General features: G+C 59.3%; 14 protein-coding genes. 8 read left to right on the top strand and 6 right to left on the bottom strand.

Annotation, left to right across the window (positions count from 1 at the left end; genetic code table 11):
• Window positions 1–44: 44 nt before the first annotated feature.
• Both dcp and EC836_RS03780 read left to right on the top strand, forming a co-directional pair.
• Complete coding sequence (dcp, locus tag EC836_RS03785) at window positions 45–2153, top strand: peptidyl-dipeptidase Dcp (RefSeq protein WP_370346537.1); 2109 nt, start codon at window positions 45–47, stop codon at window positions 2151–2153.
• Between the two features lie 53 nt (window positions 2154–2206).
• Window positions 2207–2839: a hypothetical protein gene (locus EC836_RS03780; RefSeq protein WP_123330235.1), complete on the top strand. Its 633-nt coding sequence runs from the start codon at window positions 2207–2209 to the stop codon at window positions 2837–2839.
• Here EC836_RS03780 and EC836_RS03775 read toward each other — a convergent pair whose 3' ends face one another.
• The 3 genes from EC836_RS03775 to EC836_RS03765 are packed head-to-tail and all read right to left on the bottom strand — an operon-like array spanning window position 2840 to window position 7007.
• Window positions 2840–4039, bottom strand: coding sequence for an MFS transporter (locus EC836_RS03775; protein ID WP_123330233.1), 1200 nt, complete (start codon window positions 4037–4039; stop codon window positions 2840–2842). It lies immediately after the preceding gene.
• Complete coding sequence (locus EC836_RS03770; protein ID WP_123330231.1) at window positions 4036–5040, bottom strand: methyltransferase domain-containing protein; 1005 nt, start codon at window positions 5038–5040, stop codon at window positions 4036–4038. Before EC836_RS03770 ends, EC836_RS03775 begins: the two co-directional genes overlap by 4 nt.
• Complete coding sequence (locus EC836_RS03765; RefSeq protein ID WP_199735001.1) at window positions 5037–7007, bottom strand: TonB-dependent receptor; 1971 nt, start codon at window positions 7005–7007, stop codon at window positions 5037–5039. The genes EC836_RS03770 and EC836_RS03765 overlap by 4 nt, the downstream gene beginning before the upstream one ends.
• A gap of 121 nt (window positions 7008–7128) precedes the next feature.
• Between EC836_RS03765 and EC836_RS03760 the strand changes: the two genes are divergently transcribed.
• From EC836_RS03760 to EC836_RS03750, 3 genes are all read left to right on the top strand, one after another.
• Window positions 7129–8055, top strand: coding sequence for an AraC family transcriptional regulator (locus EC836_RS03760; protein WP_123330229.1), 927 nt, complete (start codon window positions 7129–7131; stop codon window positions 8053–8055).
• A 71-nt stretch (window positions 8056–8126) separates the two neighbouring features.
• On the top strand, window positions 8127–8573 hold the full coding sequence (locus EC836_RS03755) for a DUF441 domain-containing protein (protein ID WP_123330228.1): 447 nt from the start codon (window positions 8127–8129) through the stop codon (window positions 8571–8573).
• Between the two features lie 188 nt (window positions 8574–8761).
• Complete coding sequence (locus tag EC836_RS03750; RefSeq protein ID WP_123330226.1) at window positions 8762–9181, top strand: hypothetical protein; 420 nt, start codon at window positions 8762–8764, stop codon at window positions 9179–9181.
• A gap of 136 nt (window positions 9182–9317) precedes the next feature.
• Here the strand turns inward: EC836_RS03750 and EC836_RS03745 are convergent, their stop codons facing one another.
• The gene (locus EC836_RS03745) at window positions 9318–10145 is read right to left on the bottom strand and encodes a sugar phosphate isomerase/epimerase (RefSeq protein ID WP_123330224.1); all 828 of its coding nucleotides are present in this window, start codon (window positions 10143–10145) and stop codon (window positions 9318–9320) included.
• Window positions 10146–10449: 304 nt separating this feature from the next.
• Window positions 10450–11724, bottom strand: a complete 1275-nt coding sequence (locus EC836_RS03740) for a Glu/Leu/Phe/Val dehydrogenase (RefSeq protein ID WP_123330222.1) — start codon at window positions 11722–11724, stop codon at window positions 10450–10452.
• Window positions 11725–12125: 401 nt separating this feature from the next.
• Here EC836_RS03740 and EC836_RS03735 point away from each other — a divergent pair, with 401 nt between their 5' ends.
• Together EC836_RS03735 and fabV are read left to right on the top strand one after the other, a co-directional pair.
• The gene (locus tag EC836_RS03735) at window positions 12126–13466 is read left to right on the top strand and encodes a D-serine ammonia-lyase (protein WP_123330220.1); all 1341 of its coding nucleotides are present in this window, start codon (window positions 12126–12128) and stop codon (window positions 13464–13466) included.
• A 113-nt stretch (window positions 13467–13579) separates the two neighbouring features.
• Window positions 13580–14779 (top strand): enoyl-ACP reductase FabV, encoded by a 1200-nt coding sequence (gene fabV, locus EC836_RS03730; protein WP_123330218.1) that lies wholly within the window; start codon window positions 13580–13582, stop codon window positions 14777–14779.
• Window positions 14780–14894: 115 nt separating this feature from the next.
• On the opposite strand, the gene EC836_RS03725 is transcribed toward fabV, so the two are convergent.
• Window positions 14895–15914: a LacI family DNA-binding transcriptional regulator gene (locus EC836_RS03725; protein WP_123330773.1), complete on the bottom strand. Its 1020-nt coding sequence runs from the start codon at window positions 15912–15914 to the stop codon at window positions 14895–14897.
• A 110-nt stretch (window positions 15915–16024) separates the two neighbouring features.
• Here EC836_RS03725 and EC836_RS03720 point away from each other — a divergent pair, with 110 nt between their 5' ends.
• Window positions 16025–17029, top strand: a complete 1005-nt coding sequence (locus EC836_RS03720) for a Gfo/Idh/MocA family oxidoreductase (RefSeq protein ID WP_123330216.1) — start codon at window positions 16025–16027, stop codon at window positions 17027–17029.
• Window positions 17030–17143: the final 114 nt, after the last annotated feature.

Raw genomic sequence — 17143 nt, 5'->3', positions numbered from 1 at the left:
TTTATTCTTGAGGGCGTACTCAATCCGCCATTTACGCCATATTAATGGCCCTGAACGCCAGCGAGCCACCGCTGGCGGCAGAATCGTTCAAGGAGAATCAGCCGATGTCCACCCGCCAGGTCAACCCGTTCAGTCAGGTCAGTACGCTGCCTTATCAGGCACCGCCTTTCGATAGAATCACTGAAGACGACTACCGCACCGTGCTGGAAAGTGCGATTGAGCAGAAGCGCGCGGAGATCGCGGAGATTGCCGCCAATCCTGCTCCGGCCGATTTCAGTAACACGTATCTGGCGCTGGAACAGAGCGGTGGGAGCCTGCGCCGGGTCTACAGCGTATTCAGCGCAATGACCGCCGGGAACACCAGCGAGGCGCTACAGGCGCTGGACGAGGATATTTCACCGAAGCTGGCCGCGCTGGATGATGAAATTCACCTGAACGCCGCGCTCTTCACCCGGCTGGATGCCGTCTATCACCAGCGCCAGCAGCTGCCTCTGGATGCAGAATCGTTACGGCTAGTTGAGGTCACCCGGCAGTCGTTTCAGCTGGCCGGGGCGACGCTCAGTGACGCCGACAAAACAGCGCTAAAGGCGCTGAATCAGGAATCGGCAACGCTCAGCAGCCGCTTTACCCGTCGGCTGCTGGCCGCCACCAAAGCCGGGGGCCTGGCCGTGACCGATAGCTCGCAGCTTGCCGGACTGAGCGAAGCGGAAATTGCCGTCGCCAGCGCGGCGGCGGCAGCGCGCGGCCTGCCTGCTCAGTGGCTGCTGGCGCTACAAAACACCACGCAGCAGCCCGCGCTGCAGTCCATCGACGACCGCAGTTTCCGTCAGGCGCTGTTTAACGCCGCCTGGATCCGGGCGGAAAAGGGCGACGAAAACGATACGCGCGAGGTGATTTCCCGACTGGCGCAAGTGCGTGCTCAGCAGGCAAAACTACTGGGTTTCGACAGCTTTTCCGCGTGGAAAATGCAGGACCAGATGGCGAAAACCCCGCAGGCCGCGCTGGAATTTATGCGGCAGATTGTGCCGGCATCCCGCAATCGGGCGAAGCGTGAAGCCGACGATATCCAGCAAGTTATTGCCCGCCAGAACGGCGGCTTTAACCTCGCACCGTGGGACTGGCTGTACTACGCCGAGCAGGTACGGCGCGAGCAGTACGATCTTGATGACGCGCAGCTCAATCCCTACTTCGAACTGAACAGCGTGCTGGAAAACGGCGTGTTCTATGCCGCAACCGAACTGTTCGGCATCTTCTTTCAGGTGCGCACGGATATCCCGGTTTACCATCCCGACGTCAAGGTCTACGAGGTGCTGGATAAGGACGGCAGTCCGCTGGCGCTGTTCTACACCGACTGGTTCCGCCGGGATAACAAGGGCGGCGGCGCGTGGATGGGCAATTTCGTAGAGCAGTCGACCCTGCTGGGTACTAAGCCGGTGATTTACAACGTCGCCAACTACACGAAACCGGCAGAAGGGCACCCGGCGCTGCTCTCGTGGGATGATGTCATCACGCTGTTCCACGAGTTTGGCCACGCCCTGCACGGCATCTTTGCCGAACAGCGCTATGCCAGCCTGTCCGGCACCAATACGCCGCGCGACTTCGTGGAGTTCCCGTCGCAGATTAACGAGCACTGGGCCAGCAATAACCAGGTGTTTAACCATTACGCCCGCCACTATCAGACCGGTGAACCGATGCCCGCCGCTCTGCGCGAGCGGATGCAGGCCGCCAGCAAATTCAATAAAGGCTACGATATGAGCGAGCTGCTGGCGGCGGCGCTGCTCGACCAGCACTGGCATCTGCTGGCGGCGGATGAACCGCTGCAGCAGGCTGAGGTAATTGAGCAGCGGGCGCTGCAGCAGGAAGGGCTGGATCTGCCTGCGGTACCGCCGCGCTATCGTTCCAGTTATTTCCAGCACATTTGGGGCAACGGCTATGCCGCCGGTTACTATGCTTATCTGTGGACGCAGATGCTGGCGGACGACGGCTATGCCTGGTTTGAAGAACACGGCGGCCTGACCGCTGAAAACGGCCAGCGCTTCCGCGAGATGATCCTCTCGCGCGGCAACAGCCGCGATTTACAGCAGTTGTTCCACCGCTGGCTGGAACGTGAGCCGAAAATCGAACCGATGCTGCATCATCGCGGGCTGAAATAGCGCCCGCAACGGCGGCGCAAACAGTGCCGCCACTTTAATCCCCGGAGGGAAATATGGCCATTGTCGCCTGCCTGCATGCGGCCAGAAGTAATATCGAGGTGTTCGAACAGGCGCTGCTGGCGCTGGATTACCCGGACGTTGAGCTGCTGCATCGGGTGGAAAGTGAACTGTTTGAGCGCGCGGTTGCGCAAAATGAAGTGACGCCGGACATTACTGCCGCCACCCGGCAGGCTATCAGCGAGCTGTGCGAACAGTCCGACGTGGTGATTGTTACCTGCACCACACTGGGCGTGGCGGCCTTTGAAACCGAGTTCAGCAAGCCGGTGCTGCGGATCGATGCGACGCTGGCGAAAGTGTCTTCGCGCTATCACGGCACCGTCCTGGTGCTGTGCACCGCCAGTTCGACGCTGGAATCCACCACGCGCCTGTTCAGCGCTTTTATTCCGGGTGAACGCCTGGTGGTGGAGCTGATCCCGCGCGCGTGGGCGTGGTTCAATCAGGGGGATATCGCCGGATATCATCAGGTTATTGCCGATTATATTCGTGAGCGACCAGAATGTGCGCTTGGCTGCATCGTGCTGGCTCAGGCTTCCATGAGCGGCGCCGAAAAGCTGATCCACACCACGCTGTCGGTGCTGAGCGGCCCGCAGGTCAGCCTGCAGGCCGCGATCGACAGCCTGGTCTGATTACGACGGTAACAGCCTGGCCGCAATAACCCGCCTTTGCAGCCAGGCATACAGCGCCACCGCCAGCGTACAGAGTGCCAGCACCGTCAGCATCACACCGCCGCCAAAGCGATCAAGCAGCAGGCCGCTAAACAGCGGAACGCTCAGCCGCGACAGGGTGAACAGGCTGGCCTGAATACCGTAATCGACCGCCCGGTTTTCCGCCCGGCTGAATGCCATCATCAGCATAAACATCAGCATAAACATCAGCGCCGACAGGCCGCCGATGGCACAGGCCATCAGCGTGGAGATCGCCAGCAGCAGGGCGGCGGAAAGCTTCAGCGATACGCCTGCCGCCAGCAACAGCAGCGACAGCCCGGCAAACAACAACCAGCCCGGCAACGCCGAACTGGCATTACTGCGATTCAGCCAGCGCGCGCCCACCAGGCTGACCAGCGCGCCGGTCATGCTGCCGCCCACGCCCACCCACATAATCACCTGCTGCATCGGAAGCCCGGCATCCAGCAGTAGCGGTTTCAGCCACAGCCAGCCGCTGCCGAGGAAGGGAAACGCCAGCACGCAGAGCGGATACCAGCCTTTTCCTCCCGGCTGGCGGAAAAAGCCCAGCATCTCGCTACGGCGATACGCTCCGGCGGGCGGTTCCGGCAGCAGCCTCAGCAGCAGGGCGCAGATCAGGGCGGCGGCACTCATCAGCAGGCAGGGCAGCGCCCAGCCGTAATGCTGCCAGAGCAGCAGCATAATGCCGCTGCCGCCCACCGCGCCGGTAAACAGTGCGGCGGCACGCACGCTACCGGCACGCGCCTGCTCACCGTCGTGAAACAGCGCAATTGCCAGCGCGTTGACCGGCACGTCGCACCAGGCTAGCAGCAGGCTACAGCACAGCAGCAGAACAAACAGCAGGCTTTTGTTCTGCTGCAAATCGAACTGGCTGAGCAGGGCAAACAGCAGCGCCAGCCCGAGCCAGAGCAGGCTTCCCCAGCTTTTGTAGCGCTGACGAAACAGCCGTGCCCGTTCCACCGGCAGCGCCAGCCACAGTTTGATTACCGCAGGCAGCGCCGCCAGCTGAAACAGCCCCAGCTGCTGGCCGCTCCAGCCCTGCTGATGCAGGATCAACGGCAGGCCGAGCATCAGCCAGGTCACCGGCAGCGTCAGGCTGACGTTAAACCAGAAAAACATCAGCTGCAGCAGCGCGCGGTTCACGATTTTTCCTCACGAAAGGCACAGTGAACGTGCAGCGGTGCCATCGGAAACGGCTGTTCACCGCGATCCTCCACGCGAAAGCCCGCGTCGGTCAGCATCTGCATCAGCCGGTCGTGATGGAATACGTGCTTGCCGCGCATCAGCAGCGGCAGGAAGAAGGGCAGAACCCGGCTGACCTGCTGCGGATCGTCACCTAAACGTGCGTGCGCACTGATCAATACGCCCCCCGGATTCAACCGCTGATACAACTCTGCCAGCGTCTGCGCCGGATCGGCAACGAAGTGCAGGAAAGAGGAGCACCAGATAATATCGAAGCGATCGTCGGCGGCCAGTTCACTGACCGCGCTGAAGCGATCGTCCACTCCGGCCGCGACGAGGTGGCCCTGCGCCACCCCGGCGGTCAACGGCAAATCTTGTACCACGCCGCTCAGCTGCAGATAGCGCTGAGCCAGCGCCGCGCTCACCAGTCCCGGTCCGCCGCCCATATCCAGCATTCTGGCCGGGCGGTTGAATCGTGCAACGGTGGCGGCGATCGCGCAGGCGGTATCGGCGGTCAGCGCCCGCTGCTCCTGAGCGATTTGGCCCCCGGCCGCGGCGGCCCAGGCGGCATCGTGCGGCAGCTGCTCACTGTATTCCGGCTGCGGCTGTTTCAGCATTTCGGCCAGCTGCTGGCCAAACCCACGCAGCGCCTGCAGGCGATAGCGCCACGCATCGCCCATATAGCGTTCGCCGTCCCGGCACAGATAGGGGCGGACGGCGGGCGCGGTATGATAATACAGCGATCCGTCCAACGGCTGCCGCTCCAGCAGCTGAAAACTCCACAGCAGCTCCAGTAGATGGGCGGTCGGATCGGCGTGCCAGCTCAGTCGTTTTGCCAGCTGCCGTGCGCTGAGTGATGCCTGCAAATGGTCGAAAAGATGATGTTCAAGCGCCAGCTGCACGCTATCGGCCAGCACGCTGTCGGCGGCCAGACGGTCAATCAGGGCGATCGGAAAGGTCATAGTTTGTAGCTCACTTTCAGGCCGAGTTCACGCGGCGGGCTGTAAATGCGTACGCTGCCGCTCAGGTAGCCCACGGCGTCATACTCTTTATCGGTCAGGTTATCGACGAACAGCGAAATGTCGAGATCGCGCCAGGCGTAGCCGAGGGTCATATCCACCACGCCGTAACCGGCCTGGCGATACTGATTGCCGGCGTCGAGGAAGCTGTGGCTGGCTCCGTGCCACTGCAACAGGCCGTACGCGCCGCTGGCGTGTTCGTAGCGCAGCCCCAGGCTGGCGGTGGCGTCCGGGGCGAAGGTGTTGTGATTACCGGCATAGTCGTTGCTGCCGTCGCGATAGTTATCGAAGCGGGTATGGTTGAGACCGAGTGAACCCTGCAGACGCAGTTCAGGCAGCAGGCTGTAATCCGCCTCCAGTTCCCAGCCGGTGGAGCGGGCTTTGGCCGCGTTGTTGATGTACACCACTCCGGCCTGCACCACCTGCTGCACCTGCATATCGTCGATATCCATCAGATAGACCGAACTGCTGTAGCGCAGGCGGCGATCGTCGGAAAGGCCTTTTACCCCCAGCTCCCAGGAATGCACTTTCTCCGGGTTATAGCGGAAATAGTCGGTGGCCGGTGAAAACAGGTTGTAGCCACCGGCGCGGTAGCCCTGGCTGTAGCTGGCATAGCTTTGCAGGTCGGGCTGCCACTGATACTGCACGGTGATTTTCGGCGAGACGTTGTGCCAGCTGCTGCTGCGTTTATCCATGCCCGTTGGTGACATTTCAATTTCGCTGCGCTCGATGCGTCCTCCCAGCGTTACGCTCCACGGCCCGCCCAGCATCTGCGTCCATTCACCGAACAGCGCCTGCGTATTGCCGCGCTGGGCGTTACGCATTTCGGTGGACATCATCGGCAGCTTTTGCACAAAGCGGTAATCGTTGTCGTCGCGATCGAGGTACAGCCCGGTCAGCCAGTGATGATTATTGCCCTCGCCCTGCAGACGAAATTCCTGCGAGAGGGTGGTGAATCGATTATCGCGCTGCATGCGCAGCGTATCCGCCGCGGTGAAATCGGTATCCTGCTGAATACGGTCGAGGATCTCGGTGCGGGCGCTGATCGAGCGGAACTGCCAGCCGTTTGACAGCAGATGACGATAGTCGAGAGACACCACGCTGGCCTGCGAGTGGTTCCAGGAGTCGCTGCCGCTGGCGACTTTTCTGTCGCGGCTGGCAGCCGGTCCCCACTGCGAGCCGCCGTCGTGATAGCGCTGCTGGCTGTAGCGCAGGCGGACATCGTCAGCGTCGTTCGGCGTCCAGCGCAGCACAATACGCGCGTTGTTGCGCTCGCGATCGTCGGCCCTGCCGCCGGTGGTGGTGTTATCGACGTAGCCGTTTTGCGATTTCCATTCGCCCGCCACGGCGGCATACAGGCGATCTTCAACCAGCGGAGTGCTGAAACTGCCGCGCACCTGCTGGCGCTGGCGGCTACCGGCAATGGCGGTAATTTCACCACGCTGGAGATTATCCGGTGTGCGGGTGACCACGTTGATCACCCCGACTTCGGCATTGCGGCCGTAGAGCGACGACTGCGGCCCGCGCAGGATCTCCACCCGGTCCACATCAAGGAAGTTATTATCAAACCCCTGTCCGGCCAGCAGCGGCACGCCGTCTTCGCTCAGCAGCATCGCCGAATTAAATCCGCTGCCGCTGCCGGTCACGCCGCGCACCACCGCAAGGTTAGTCCCGGCCTGTCCCCAGGGCTGAAACGCCATGCCGGGCGTCATTGCCGCCAGCTGGCTGACGCTGTCCACATGGCGCTCTTCAAGATCCTCGCCGTATAACACGGAAAGCGATGCCGGAACCTGCACGGCGGGCAGTTCGGTTTTAGTGGCGGTCACCACCATCTCATTATTCTGCACGTCGGCGGCGATTGCCGTCATGCCGGGGGCGGCCAGCAGGAGGCCCCAGTAAGGTCTTACCATTCTCATCCTCATCGTTTGTCGATAGCGCAGGGTCAGCAACTATGATATCTATGGATGAGAATGCTTATTATCCTCGTTTATATGCGGGGCGGTGAATTTAGTCTGCGAAACGGTGACGGTAATGATTCAGGCTTTTCAGGGGACACAAAGCTACCGGCTGACGGCGGCGGATGCCGAACAGCAGGGTAATCTGCGCTCGCTGCCCGCCACCGTGGGCCCGTGCCTGTCGCGCTTTAATCCGGTGGCCGAAGGCTTTACCGTCGTTTGCTCCGACTATCTGCCGGTGCGGCCCCTGATCGAGGAAACCTGTAACCCGCACGACCGCCCGATGCTGGTGCTGACCTTTGGCATGGCCGGGCATTCGCAGTTTCGCGGGCGGGACGGCAGCGAAACCGACTTCACTGCCGGCCAGCTTACCGTTACCAGCTTTCACGGCAGCCGGGGGGAGCGCCGTTATCGGGCAGGGGAACAGGTCAGCCAGCTGCGCCTGCTGCTGAGCGCCGACAGCGTCACCCACTATCTGGGGCAGGCGGTCAGCGACAGGCTGTTTGCCACCGGGCGCGTGGTCAATCACGCATTCACTCCCTACAGCCGCGCCACTGGAGCGCTGCTGAAGCAGTTCACGCAGGGCGCGGATGACGCGCTGATGCGGCAAATCCACGCGCTGAACCTGCTGGCCCAGCAGCGGCATTTAGTGGAAGAGGTGAAGGTCAGGCCGCTGCACCCCAGGGACGATCGGCAACTCGAACAGGCCCGCGAGTGGATGTTGGCCCATCTTGATGAACCCTTTTCGTTAAGTACGCTGGCGATGGCGGTGGGGCTGAGCGACTACAAGCTGAAGCAGGGCTTTCACCAGCGCTTCAATACCACGCCCGGCCAGATGCTGCTGCAACTGCGCATGGAAAAGGCGCACCGCCTGCTGGAGCAGGGCTATCAGGTGGCGCAGGCGGGATGGCAGGTGGGTTATCGTCACGCCAATAACTTTAGTGTGGCCTTCTTTCGTTATTTTGGACGCCAGGCCAGTGCGGTTGTCGGGAAAAAAAAGTAGAGGATGTGAAAAAAATGTTTATGCTGGGATAACAATATGCTGCAACCGATTTTGTCGTCCGGGAAATAAATATGTTCGATTTGTCATTAGTGATCCTGCTGTTCCTCGCTGCCCTCAGTTATTTCAGCCATAACCTGACCGTGACCATCGCTCTGCTGGTGCTGGTTGCCATTCGTCTGACGCCGCTGCAGCAGACGTTTCCGTGGATAGAAAAGCAGGGCGTTACCGTCGGGATTATCATCCTGACGATCGGCGTTATGGCCCCGATTGCCAGCGGTTCACTGCCCTCCAGCACGCTGCTGCACTCTTTCCTGCACTGGAAATCGCTGCTGGCGATTGCCATCGGAATTTTTGTTTCCTGGGTGGGGGGACGCGGCGTTTCACTGATGAGCAGCCAGCCCACTATCGTCGGTGGACTGCTGATCGGCACCATTATCGGCGTGTCATTATTCCGTGGTGTGCCGGTCGGCCCGCTGATTGCTGCCGGGCTGGTGTCGCTGCTGATCGGCAAGTCATAAGCCGCCTGGCAAAGTGGATTAACCCGGCCAGAGCTAACTTCGCGTCCTGGCGCAGGCAGGAACCTTAGCGCTCATCAGGTGGCGCGGTCGCGACATCACCGCTGGCGGGCATTTCGCGCCGCCGCAGTTCGGTCAGGTGCCGCGCTGTGTTATCCTGCGGCCATTCCATCCCGTAAGCAGAGAAAACCGTGAGTACAAAACAGGATAAGCGCAATAAGCGCGCGAAAGAAAAAGCGAAACAGGCCAATAAAAGCCGCGCGCATGGCCGCAAACTCGATGCAATTGGCCGCCAGAATTATGAAGCGACGCCGGAAATGGTTGAGCTGTTCCACACGCTGCCAGCGCTGGATGAAAACGGCGACATGCCGTTTGTGAATGCCATTTACGACTGGTCGCTGGCCGAGTATCAGTTTGATGGCGAAAATCAGGAAGGTGAGGCGTTGCAGGTTGCCGCGCTGTGCGTGATGTACATCCACTGGGTGACCAGCGGTGGCGCGACCACCCTGATGCAGAACGAGTTGATTGAAGCGGCACTGCGTCTGGTGGAAGAGAACGAAGCCTTTAAGCAGCGCTATCAGGCAGCGGAAGCGGCGGCAAAAAGCGCCTAAAAAAAGGGCAGGTTCCGCATGGAACCTGCCAGTCATCTTGCCAACCCTACTTCATTGTCCACCTCCCTTCCTGTCCGGCATGGCTGTGCTGGTAAGCACCACGCTGGATAAGAGGGAGGTTTTGTTTATCTCTTACTTATTTGCTGGTGTACGCCGTCAGGCTGTCCATTGAATCTTTAGCGATCTGCCACAGATCGTCTTCCCAGTGTGTCGGGCTGAGCAGCTCCGGGCACCAGACGCCGCTGTAGCCGGTTTTGTTTACCGCCGCGACCCAGCGGTCGATATCCACTTCCCCTTCGCCCGGCTGATAGTTGCGCTGTACGCGTTCGTCCCACGCCTCTCCCGGGTGCAAACGTCGGCCATCGCAAAAATGCACGCCGTAAATCAGATTCACATCAAGGGCTTCCACCTCTTCCGGCGTGGTATCGCCACCGGCGTACAGGTGCCAGAAATCAATTACCACGCCCACGTTATCCGCGCCGACCGCATCGATAATCGCCTGGCCCTGCTTAAGACTGTTAAACGGTGTAAAGGCGACAACCTCTATCTGGAATTTAATCCCGTACTGCGCGCCAATTGCCGCAATCTCCCGCACGTTCTGCGTGAGGATAGCTGTACGCTCCGCTTCCGACAGTGCATCAATTTCATTCAACGCCATAATCTGCACCACCGGACAGCCCAGCGCCTGGGCGGCACGACAGATTTTGTCCGCCTCATCCAGCATTTCGCGGCGTTCCTGCGGCTGGTGACGGCCAATTCGCTTTAGCGCATTCATGCAGCTGATTTCAATGTTGTAGTGCTGCATCAGCTGCCTGTATTTTTCCAGCGTGCCGCCGTGCTCCAGATAGCGGAACAGATGTTCAGGCAGCAGTTCCAGCGCATCAAAGCCGGTTTCGTGGGCAATACGCAGCTGGGTGACCGCGTTAGAATGTAAAACGGAAACGCCATGCAAAGCTTTTTTCATCGGTGTTCTCTCATCCTGATCGCTTCAATATGCTGCAAGGCTGAATGATACCTATCATCATGGGATGATGTGTTTGATAGATTCTATCATTCCGGGCTTTAGGCCATTTCTGACCGGTAGCGGCCTGCGAATGGAGACAGCGTAAGGTTAAAGAAATTAAAATTCCATTTAATATGCAAATGAAATATAAATTCTTTGAAGCCGATCATGTTTTGCGAGCGGTATAGCGGTGAAATGATAGTTTTTGATAGGTTATTATCATATAACTTCGGGGCGGTGGCCCGCCCCGAAAGGAGAAGGGCGATCAGCCCGGGTAGATACCGCGATCTTTACGTGCCATCAGGATGCGTTCACAGGCCACAATATAGGCCGATGTGCGCAGACTGCACTCTTTCTCGCGCGCTTTGTCCCAGACGTGGATCATCGCCTCGGTCATGATCTTATCCATGCGCTCGTTGATTTCGTCTTCGCTCCAGAAGAAGCTGGCCATATCCTGCACCCACTCGAAGTAGCTGACGGTTACCCCTCCGGCGTTGCAGATGACGTCCGGCACCACGGTAACTCCGCGCTCGGCCAGCACATCGTCCGCTTCCGGGAAGGTCGGTCCGTTAGCCCCTTCAAGCACCAGACGGCAGTGCAGCTTCTCGGCGCGCTGACGGGTGATTTGCCCTTCCAGCGCCGCAGGGATCAGAATGTCCATCTCCACGTCCCAGAAGGCCTCATCGCTAATCACATCGGCGCCGGTGAATCCGGCAATTTTCTTATTCGCGGCCTGCCATTCGGTGAGGGCGGCAAGGTCGATGCCCTGGGCGTTAAACAGGGTGGCGGTATGATCCTGAATCGCCACCACGCGGCCTCCGGCGTTAGCAAACAGGCGTGCGGCTTCGCTACCTACGTTACCAAATCCCTGAACGGCAATTCTGGCGCCTTCAAGCTCAATGCCGCTGCGGCGGGCCACTTCGCGGCCGGTAATAAAGACCCCACGGCCGGTCGCTTTTTCACGGCCCAGCGAGCCGCCCAGATGGATCGGCTTACCGGTCACCACGCCCGTAATGGTGGTGCCGTGATTCATGGAGTAGGTATCCATCATCCAGGCCATCACTTTCCCGTTGGTGCCCACGTCCGGTGCCGGGATATCTTTCTGCGGGCCGATAATCAGGCCGATTTCGCTGGTATAGCGGCGGGTCAGGCGCTCAAGCTCGCCTTCAGACAGGGCGAAGGGATCGACGCGGATCCCGCCCTTAGCGCCGCCGTAGGGCAGGTTTACCGCCGCGCATTTAATGGTCATCCAGGCGGACAGCGCCATCACTTCATTCAGGTCAACGTTGGGATGGTAGCGCACGCCGCCTTTTCCCGGACCGCGTGAGAGGTTGTGCTGCACACGGAAGCCTTCGAAGTGACGAATGGTACCGTCATCCATCTGGAGGGGAATATCAACGATCAGCGCACGCTTGGGGTGGCGCAGGGTATCAATCCAGCGCGACAGTTCGCCAAGGTAAGGGGCAACGCGATCGATCTGCTGCAGGTAGGTTGACCAGGCTGTCTTGCTGCCTTCAGATACGTAAGATAGCTTTTCCATAACAAACCTTTATTTTATGAGCACCGCTTCATCGGTGATGAGAATGCACCGGCGCGAGATGCTTAGTTATAACTACTAATTACCGTGGATTGCTCAGGACATCTCACTGAGCTGCCATCAATTTAACACCAAAAAAAAGTTTCAAACTTATTAAATAATTGTAAATTGCTCCGTTTTGGTGCAGGTTTTTGGCGCAAAACTGCATAGTTACCCTCGCCGAACCGGCAGAGTTGCTTAACGGACGGTTCCCAGCTAATAGTTATGCAGGTAAACTGCATAGTGTTCTTTTTATTATATTTTTCAGAAATTTGAATGCGATCATACTTTGCCTTCAGCGCCCGCTCTTTGGGCCAGTTCGCACTGAATGAACAACCGACCCCACGGATTCAGGAGAAGAAACTATGTTAACGGACGTTGAAAGCCTGAAGCAGAGCTTTCCACTATTAAATGAGTTGTGCGCATTACAACCCGTCACCTGGTTTAATCCTCGCTATACCCGCCTGCAGGAAGGCTATCCGTACGTGGGCTTACGCGCGGAGCAGGTGGCCGACGCCGCCGCGAGGCTCCAGCGCTTTGCCTCCTGGCTGACTATCGCCTTCCCGGAAACCCAGGCCCGCGGCGGCATTATTGAATCCGCTATCTGTCCGCTGCCCGCACTGCAAAAAGCGCTGGATGTACGCTATGGCCAGCCTCTTGCCGGGCAGCTGTGGCTAAAAAAGGACAGCCATCTGCCTGTATCCGGCTCGATAAAAGCCCGAGGCGGCATTTATGAAGTGCTGGCCCATGCGGAGAAGCTGGCGATTGAGGCCGGATTACTAACGCAGCACGACGACTACGCGTGCCTGGCACAGCCTGAATTCCGGCGGTTCTTCAGCCAGCATCGCATCGCCGTCGGCTCTACCGGCAATCTCGGCCTGTCGATTGGCATTATCAGCGCCAGCCTGGGCTTTGAGGTGACCGTCCATATGTCCGCCGACGCCCGCGCGTGGAAAAAACAGAAGCTGCGCAGCCACGGCGTCACCGTGGTGGAATACGAACAGGATTACGGCGTGGCGGTAGAAGAAGGGCGGCGACAGGCCGCGCTGGACGAGCGCTGTTTCTTTATCGACGACGAGAACTCGCACAACCTTTTCCTCGGCTATGCGGTGGCGGGAGAGCGGCTGAAGCAGCAGCTGGCCGCAGAGCAGATCCGCGTGGATGCCGAACATCCGCTGTTCGTTTACCTGCCGTGCGGCGTGGGTGGCGGTCCGGGTGGCGTGGCGTTTGGCCTCAAGCTGGCCTTTGGGGACCATGTCCACTGTGTCTTTGCGGAACCCACCCATTCACCGTGCATGCTGCTGGGCGTGCATACCGGCCTGCATGATGCCATCTCGGTGCAGGATCTGGGGATTGATAACATCACGGCGGCGGACGGGCTGGCCGTCGGGCGTGCTTCCGGTTTTGTGGGCCGGGCAATGGAACGGCTGCTGAGCGCCTTTTATACTCTGGCGGATGAAGAGATGTATGCGCTGCTGGGCTTAACCGAGCGTCATCAGCAACTGGCGCTGGAGCCGTCGGCGCTGGCGGGCATGGCGGGGCCGTGGCGCGTGACCGCGCACCCCGAACAACTGGCGAAGCAGGGGATCTCCGCGCAGGCGCTGGCCGGGGCAACGCATCTGGTGTGGGCCACCGGCGGCGGGATGGTGCCGCCGGATGAGCAGGATAAGTACCGCGCGGCGGCGGCAATGGCGCTTAAGGAATAGGCAATCATCGCCTTCAGAGTGGTCGGTCGGGTGATAAGCGCGCATCCGGGCTTTGCCTGGAAGGGCATAAGCGGTATTCTAGCGCCGAAAAAGTTTCCTATATTGAGGTCGACATGATTATTAAACCACGCATTCGTGGCTTCATCTGTGTTACTGCCCATCCGGCGGGTTGTAAAGCTAACGTAGAAAAACAGATCGAGTACGTTACTGCTCAGGGCGAGATCGCTTCCGGCCCGAAAAAAGTTCTGGTCATCGGTGCCTCAACGGGTTACGGCCTCGCCGCGCGTATTTCAGCGGCATTCGGCTGCGGCGCCGACACGCTGGGCGTGTTCTTTGAACGCCCGGGCGAAGAGAGCAAGCCAGCGACCGCCGGCTGGTACAACTCTGCGGCATTTGAAGAGCTGGCAACCGAGAAAGGCCTGTATGCGAAAAGCATCAACGGCGACGCCTACTCCGATGCGGTAAAACAGAAAACGATTGAGCTGATCAAACAGGACCTCGGTCAGGTTGATCTGGTGGTGTACAGCCTGGCCGCGCCGCGCCGTACCCATCCGAAAACCGGTGAAGTGTTCAACTCAACCCTGAAGCCAATCGGCAAATCACTGGTCACCCGTGGTCTGAACACCGATAAAGAAACCATCCACGACGTGGCGCTGGAACCGGCTTCGCAGGAAGAAATCGACGGCACCGTGGCGGTCATGGGTGGCGAAGACTGGCAGATGTGGATCGACGCACTGCTGGAAGCAGGCGTGCTGGCTGACGGTGCAAAAACCACCGCCTTCACCTACCTGGGCGAGAAAATCACTCACGATATCTACTGGAACGGCTCTATCGGCGAAGCGAAGAAGGATCTGGACAAACGCGTCCTGACTATTCGCGACACCCTGGCCGCACACGGTAACGGCGATGCACGCGTTTCTGTGCTGAAAGCCGTGGTGACTCAGGCTAGCTCCGCTATCCCGGTGATGCCGCTGTATCTGTCGCTGCTGTTTAAAGTGATGAAAGAGAAAGGCACCCACGAAGGCTGCATCGAGCAGGTTTACGGCCTGTTCAAAGACAGCCTTTACAACGCCTCGCCGATCCTGGATGAAACCGGTCGTCTGCGCGCTGACTACAAAGAACTGCAGCCGGAAGTGCAGGATGAAGTGACTCGTCTGTGGTCCGTGGTGACCGACGAGAATCTGAACGAGCTAACCGATTTTGCGGGCTACAAAGCCGAGTTTATGCACCTGTTCGGCTTCGGCCTGGACGGCGTTGACTATGCGGCCGACGTCAATCCGGATGTGAAAATCAAAAATCTGGTGCAGATGTAATTTCTGCCCGGATGCCTGAGCCGGGCTGCGATTAACGTCAACAGCGCGGCTCCATTCAGATCGACAAACCGTCATCGGCTAACGATGGCGGTTTTTTTTGCCGCCGCCGCGTTAATCAGCGGATGTTTTCCCGCGTGTACAGCACAAACTCAATCTTGCCGTCGGCGTATTCGTCCGGTTCGCTCTGCTGCTCCAGATATTTCAGCATTAGCGTCATAGAGCGCTGCGCCATCTCCCGCGTATTCTGATCGAGCGCCAGCGCCAGAGCATCCTGCGCCAGCTGCGAGCGGGTGGTGGGATACAGCTCGTGGGTGATAAACACCGCTTTGTTGAGCAGCCGGTAGCGCGCCAGCGCCTCGCCAATTTCGCGATTACCCAACCCGGTGTTGTACACCCCGTGAATAGTTTTACTCTCGTACAGCTGTTGTTCCAGCAGGCGGCTGACCTGCTGGCGATCGTCCAGAGCCGCCAGTACCTTATGGACCCGCAGATGTGGAAACTGACTGGCCAGCACCGTGCTGAACCCTTCCACACGCTGTCGGTGTGCCAGATAATCCACGCGCCCGCTGATGATAATCACCTCGCCCGGTCCGTGGATCATTTTCCCCATCAGCAGCCCGGCGGTGCGACCGGCCTGCAGCTGGTTAATGCCGACATGGCACAGGCGTTTAGCTCCGGGAAGATCGGTCGCGAGGGTGATCACCGGGACCTTTTTCTGCTGACAGTGCTCCAGTGCGGCATAAATCGCCGGATGCTCGTGAGCAAAAACAATAATGCCGTCGCGCTGCTCGCTGGCCTTGACGATCTGCGCCGCCAGCAGTTCCGGGTTGTCTTCGGCAATCAGCGTGCGGTGTAGCGTCACCTGGCCATAGCCGAGCTGCCCGGCGAGATGACTGAAATCCTGGCTCAGCTGGCTGAAGAAAAACGCCTCGCTGCTGCTGAGTAACAGTTCAATCTGCCACGGCTGGTGATGGGCATCCGGTAAAACACGCTTCAGGCCCGCGTCTCTCGCCGCCTGCAAAATCCGACGGGTGGTGGCGGGAGAAACGCCGCCGCGCTCGTTAAGTACCCGATCGACGGTCGCGACCCCCACGCCAACCTGCTTTGCCAGCGCCTCCAGCGTGATCTTCTTCACTCTTTCCTCCACATGATGGATTTCCATCAAAAAGTCGATTCAGCCAGTATATTCACTGGCGCTATCCTGGCAATCGAACACTGATGTTTAACCAATAAAGGCGTTGCGAAATGGTACAGAAACGTAAGTTTGCCCTGCTGGGCACCGGATTTATCGGCCAGGTACATGCTAAAAATCTGGCGGCCCATCCCGATATCGAGCTGGTGATGGTGGCCGATCAGGATCGCAGCCGCGCCGATGAGATTGCCAGCCGCTACGGTGCCCGCGTGGGCAGCGTGACGGAGGCGATTAACAGTGACGCTATCGATACCATTCTTATCGCGACGTCTACGCCATCTCACGCGGAGTTTCTGGCCGCGTCGGCGGCGGCGGGCAAAGCGGTGTACTGCGAAAAACCTATCGACCTGTCGCTGGAGAAAGCGCGTCGGGTGGTGGAGGAGGTGGCCCGGCATCCGGTGCCGGTGACCGTGGGCTTTAACCGCCGCTTCGATCCGAGCCACAATCAGCTGAAGCAGCATCTTCAGCAGGGGCTGATCGGCAAAGCGGAACTGATCCAGATGGTCTGCCGTGCGTCGGAGCTGCCGCCGCTGAGCTATCTGCAAACCTCTGGCGGCCAGATGCGCGATCAGGCCATTCACTTCTTCGATCTGCTGCGCTGGCTGACGGAGGACGAAGTGGAGACGATCGGGGCCATGGGCTCGGCGCTGGCGATGCCGGAAATCGCCAGCTTCGGCGACGTCGACACCTCGGTGCTGATGATGAAAATGGGCAGCGGTGCGCTGGCGCAGCTGGATAACACCCGCCGTACCGGCTACGGCTACGACGAGCGCATTACCGTGCTGGGTTCAAAAGGAATGTCCGACTCCGCCGCGCAGAGCCCGCAAGGGGCTACGCTGTACAGCACCGGCGGCATTAGCCGCCCACCGCTGTATGCCGACTGGTTCAACCGCGTGAAGGAAACGTATTATCTGCATCTGGATGCGTTTGTTCGTTCGCTGAACGGCGAAGCGGTTTCGGTGCCGGGTCTGCACGACGGGCTACAGGCACAGGCGATCGCCGAAGCGGCGGTGAAATCACTGGAAACCGGCACCTTCTGCAAGGTTGAGCAGTTGTAAAAAATAACATCAGCCGGTCGAACAAAGAGCCACTCCCTTGTAATATGCCAATGACGATCGCGGCAAAGGGCATGACATCAAAAAATACCTTTGCGCAGTGAATCGGCCATTACC

Origin of the sequence: Erwinia sp. JUb26, assembly GCF_003751505.1 — a bacterium.
Lineage (GTDB): Bacteria > Pseudomonadota > Gammaproteobacteria > Enterobacterales > Enterobacteriaceae > Erwinia.
Note: the sequence above shows the minus strand (reverse complement) of the source record. Positions and strands in the feature narration are given on the sequence as shown.

What these genes read in the sequence shown, in the direction of transcription:
- dcp (WP_370346537.1), top strand. Translation starts at nt 45, where the DNA reads ATGGCCCTGAACGCCAGCGAGCCACCGCTGGCGGCAGAATCGTTCAAG.
- EC836_RS03780 (WP_123330235.1), top strand. Translation starts at nt 2,207, where the DNA reads ATGGCCATTGTCGCCTGCCTGCATGCGGCCAGAAGTAATATCGAGGTG.
- EC836_RS03770 (WP_123330231.1), bottom strand. Translation starts at nt 5,040, where the DNA reads ATGACCTTTCCGATCGCCCTGATTGACCGTCTGGCCGCCGACAGCGTG.
- EC836_RS03765 (WP_199735001.1), bottom strand. Translation starts at nt 7,007, where the DNA reads ATGGTAAGACCTTACTGGGGCCTCCTGCTGGCCGCCCCCGGCATGACG.
- EC836_RS03760 (WP_123330229.1), top strand. Translation starts at nt 7,129, where the DNA reads ATGATTCAGGCTTTTCAGGGGACACAAAGCTACCGGCTGACGGCGGCG.
- EC836_RS03755 (WP_123330228.1), top strand. Translation starts at nt 8,127, where the DNA reads ATGTTCGATTTGTCATTAGTGATCCTGCTGTTCCTCGCTGCCCTCAGT.
- EC836_RS03745 (WP_123330224.1), bottom strand. Translation starts at nt 10,145, where the DNA reads ATGAAAAAAGCTTTGCATGGCGTTTCCGTTTTACATTCTAACGCGGTC.
- EC836_RS03740 (WP_123330222.1), bottom strand. Translation starts at nt 11,724, where the DNA reads ATGGAAAAGCTATCTTACGTATCTGAAGGCAGCAAGACAGCCTGGTCA.
- EC836_RS03735 (WP_123330220.1), top strand. Translation starts at nt 12,126, where the DNA reads ATGTTAACGGACGTTGAAAGCCTGAAGCAGAGCTTTCCACTATTAAAT.
- fabV (WP_123330218.1), top strand. Translation starts at nt 13,580, where the DNA reads ATGATTATTAAACCACGCATTCGTGGCTTCATCTGTGTTACTGCCCAT.
- EC836_RS03720 (WP_123330216.1), top strand. Translation starts at nt 16,025, where the DNA reads ATGGTACAGAAACGTAAGTTTGCCCTGCTGGGCACCGGATTTATCGGC.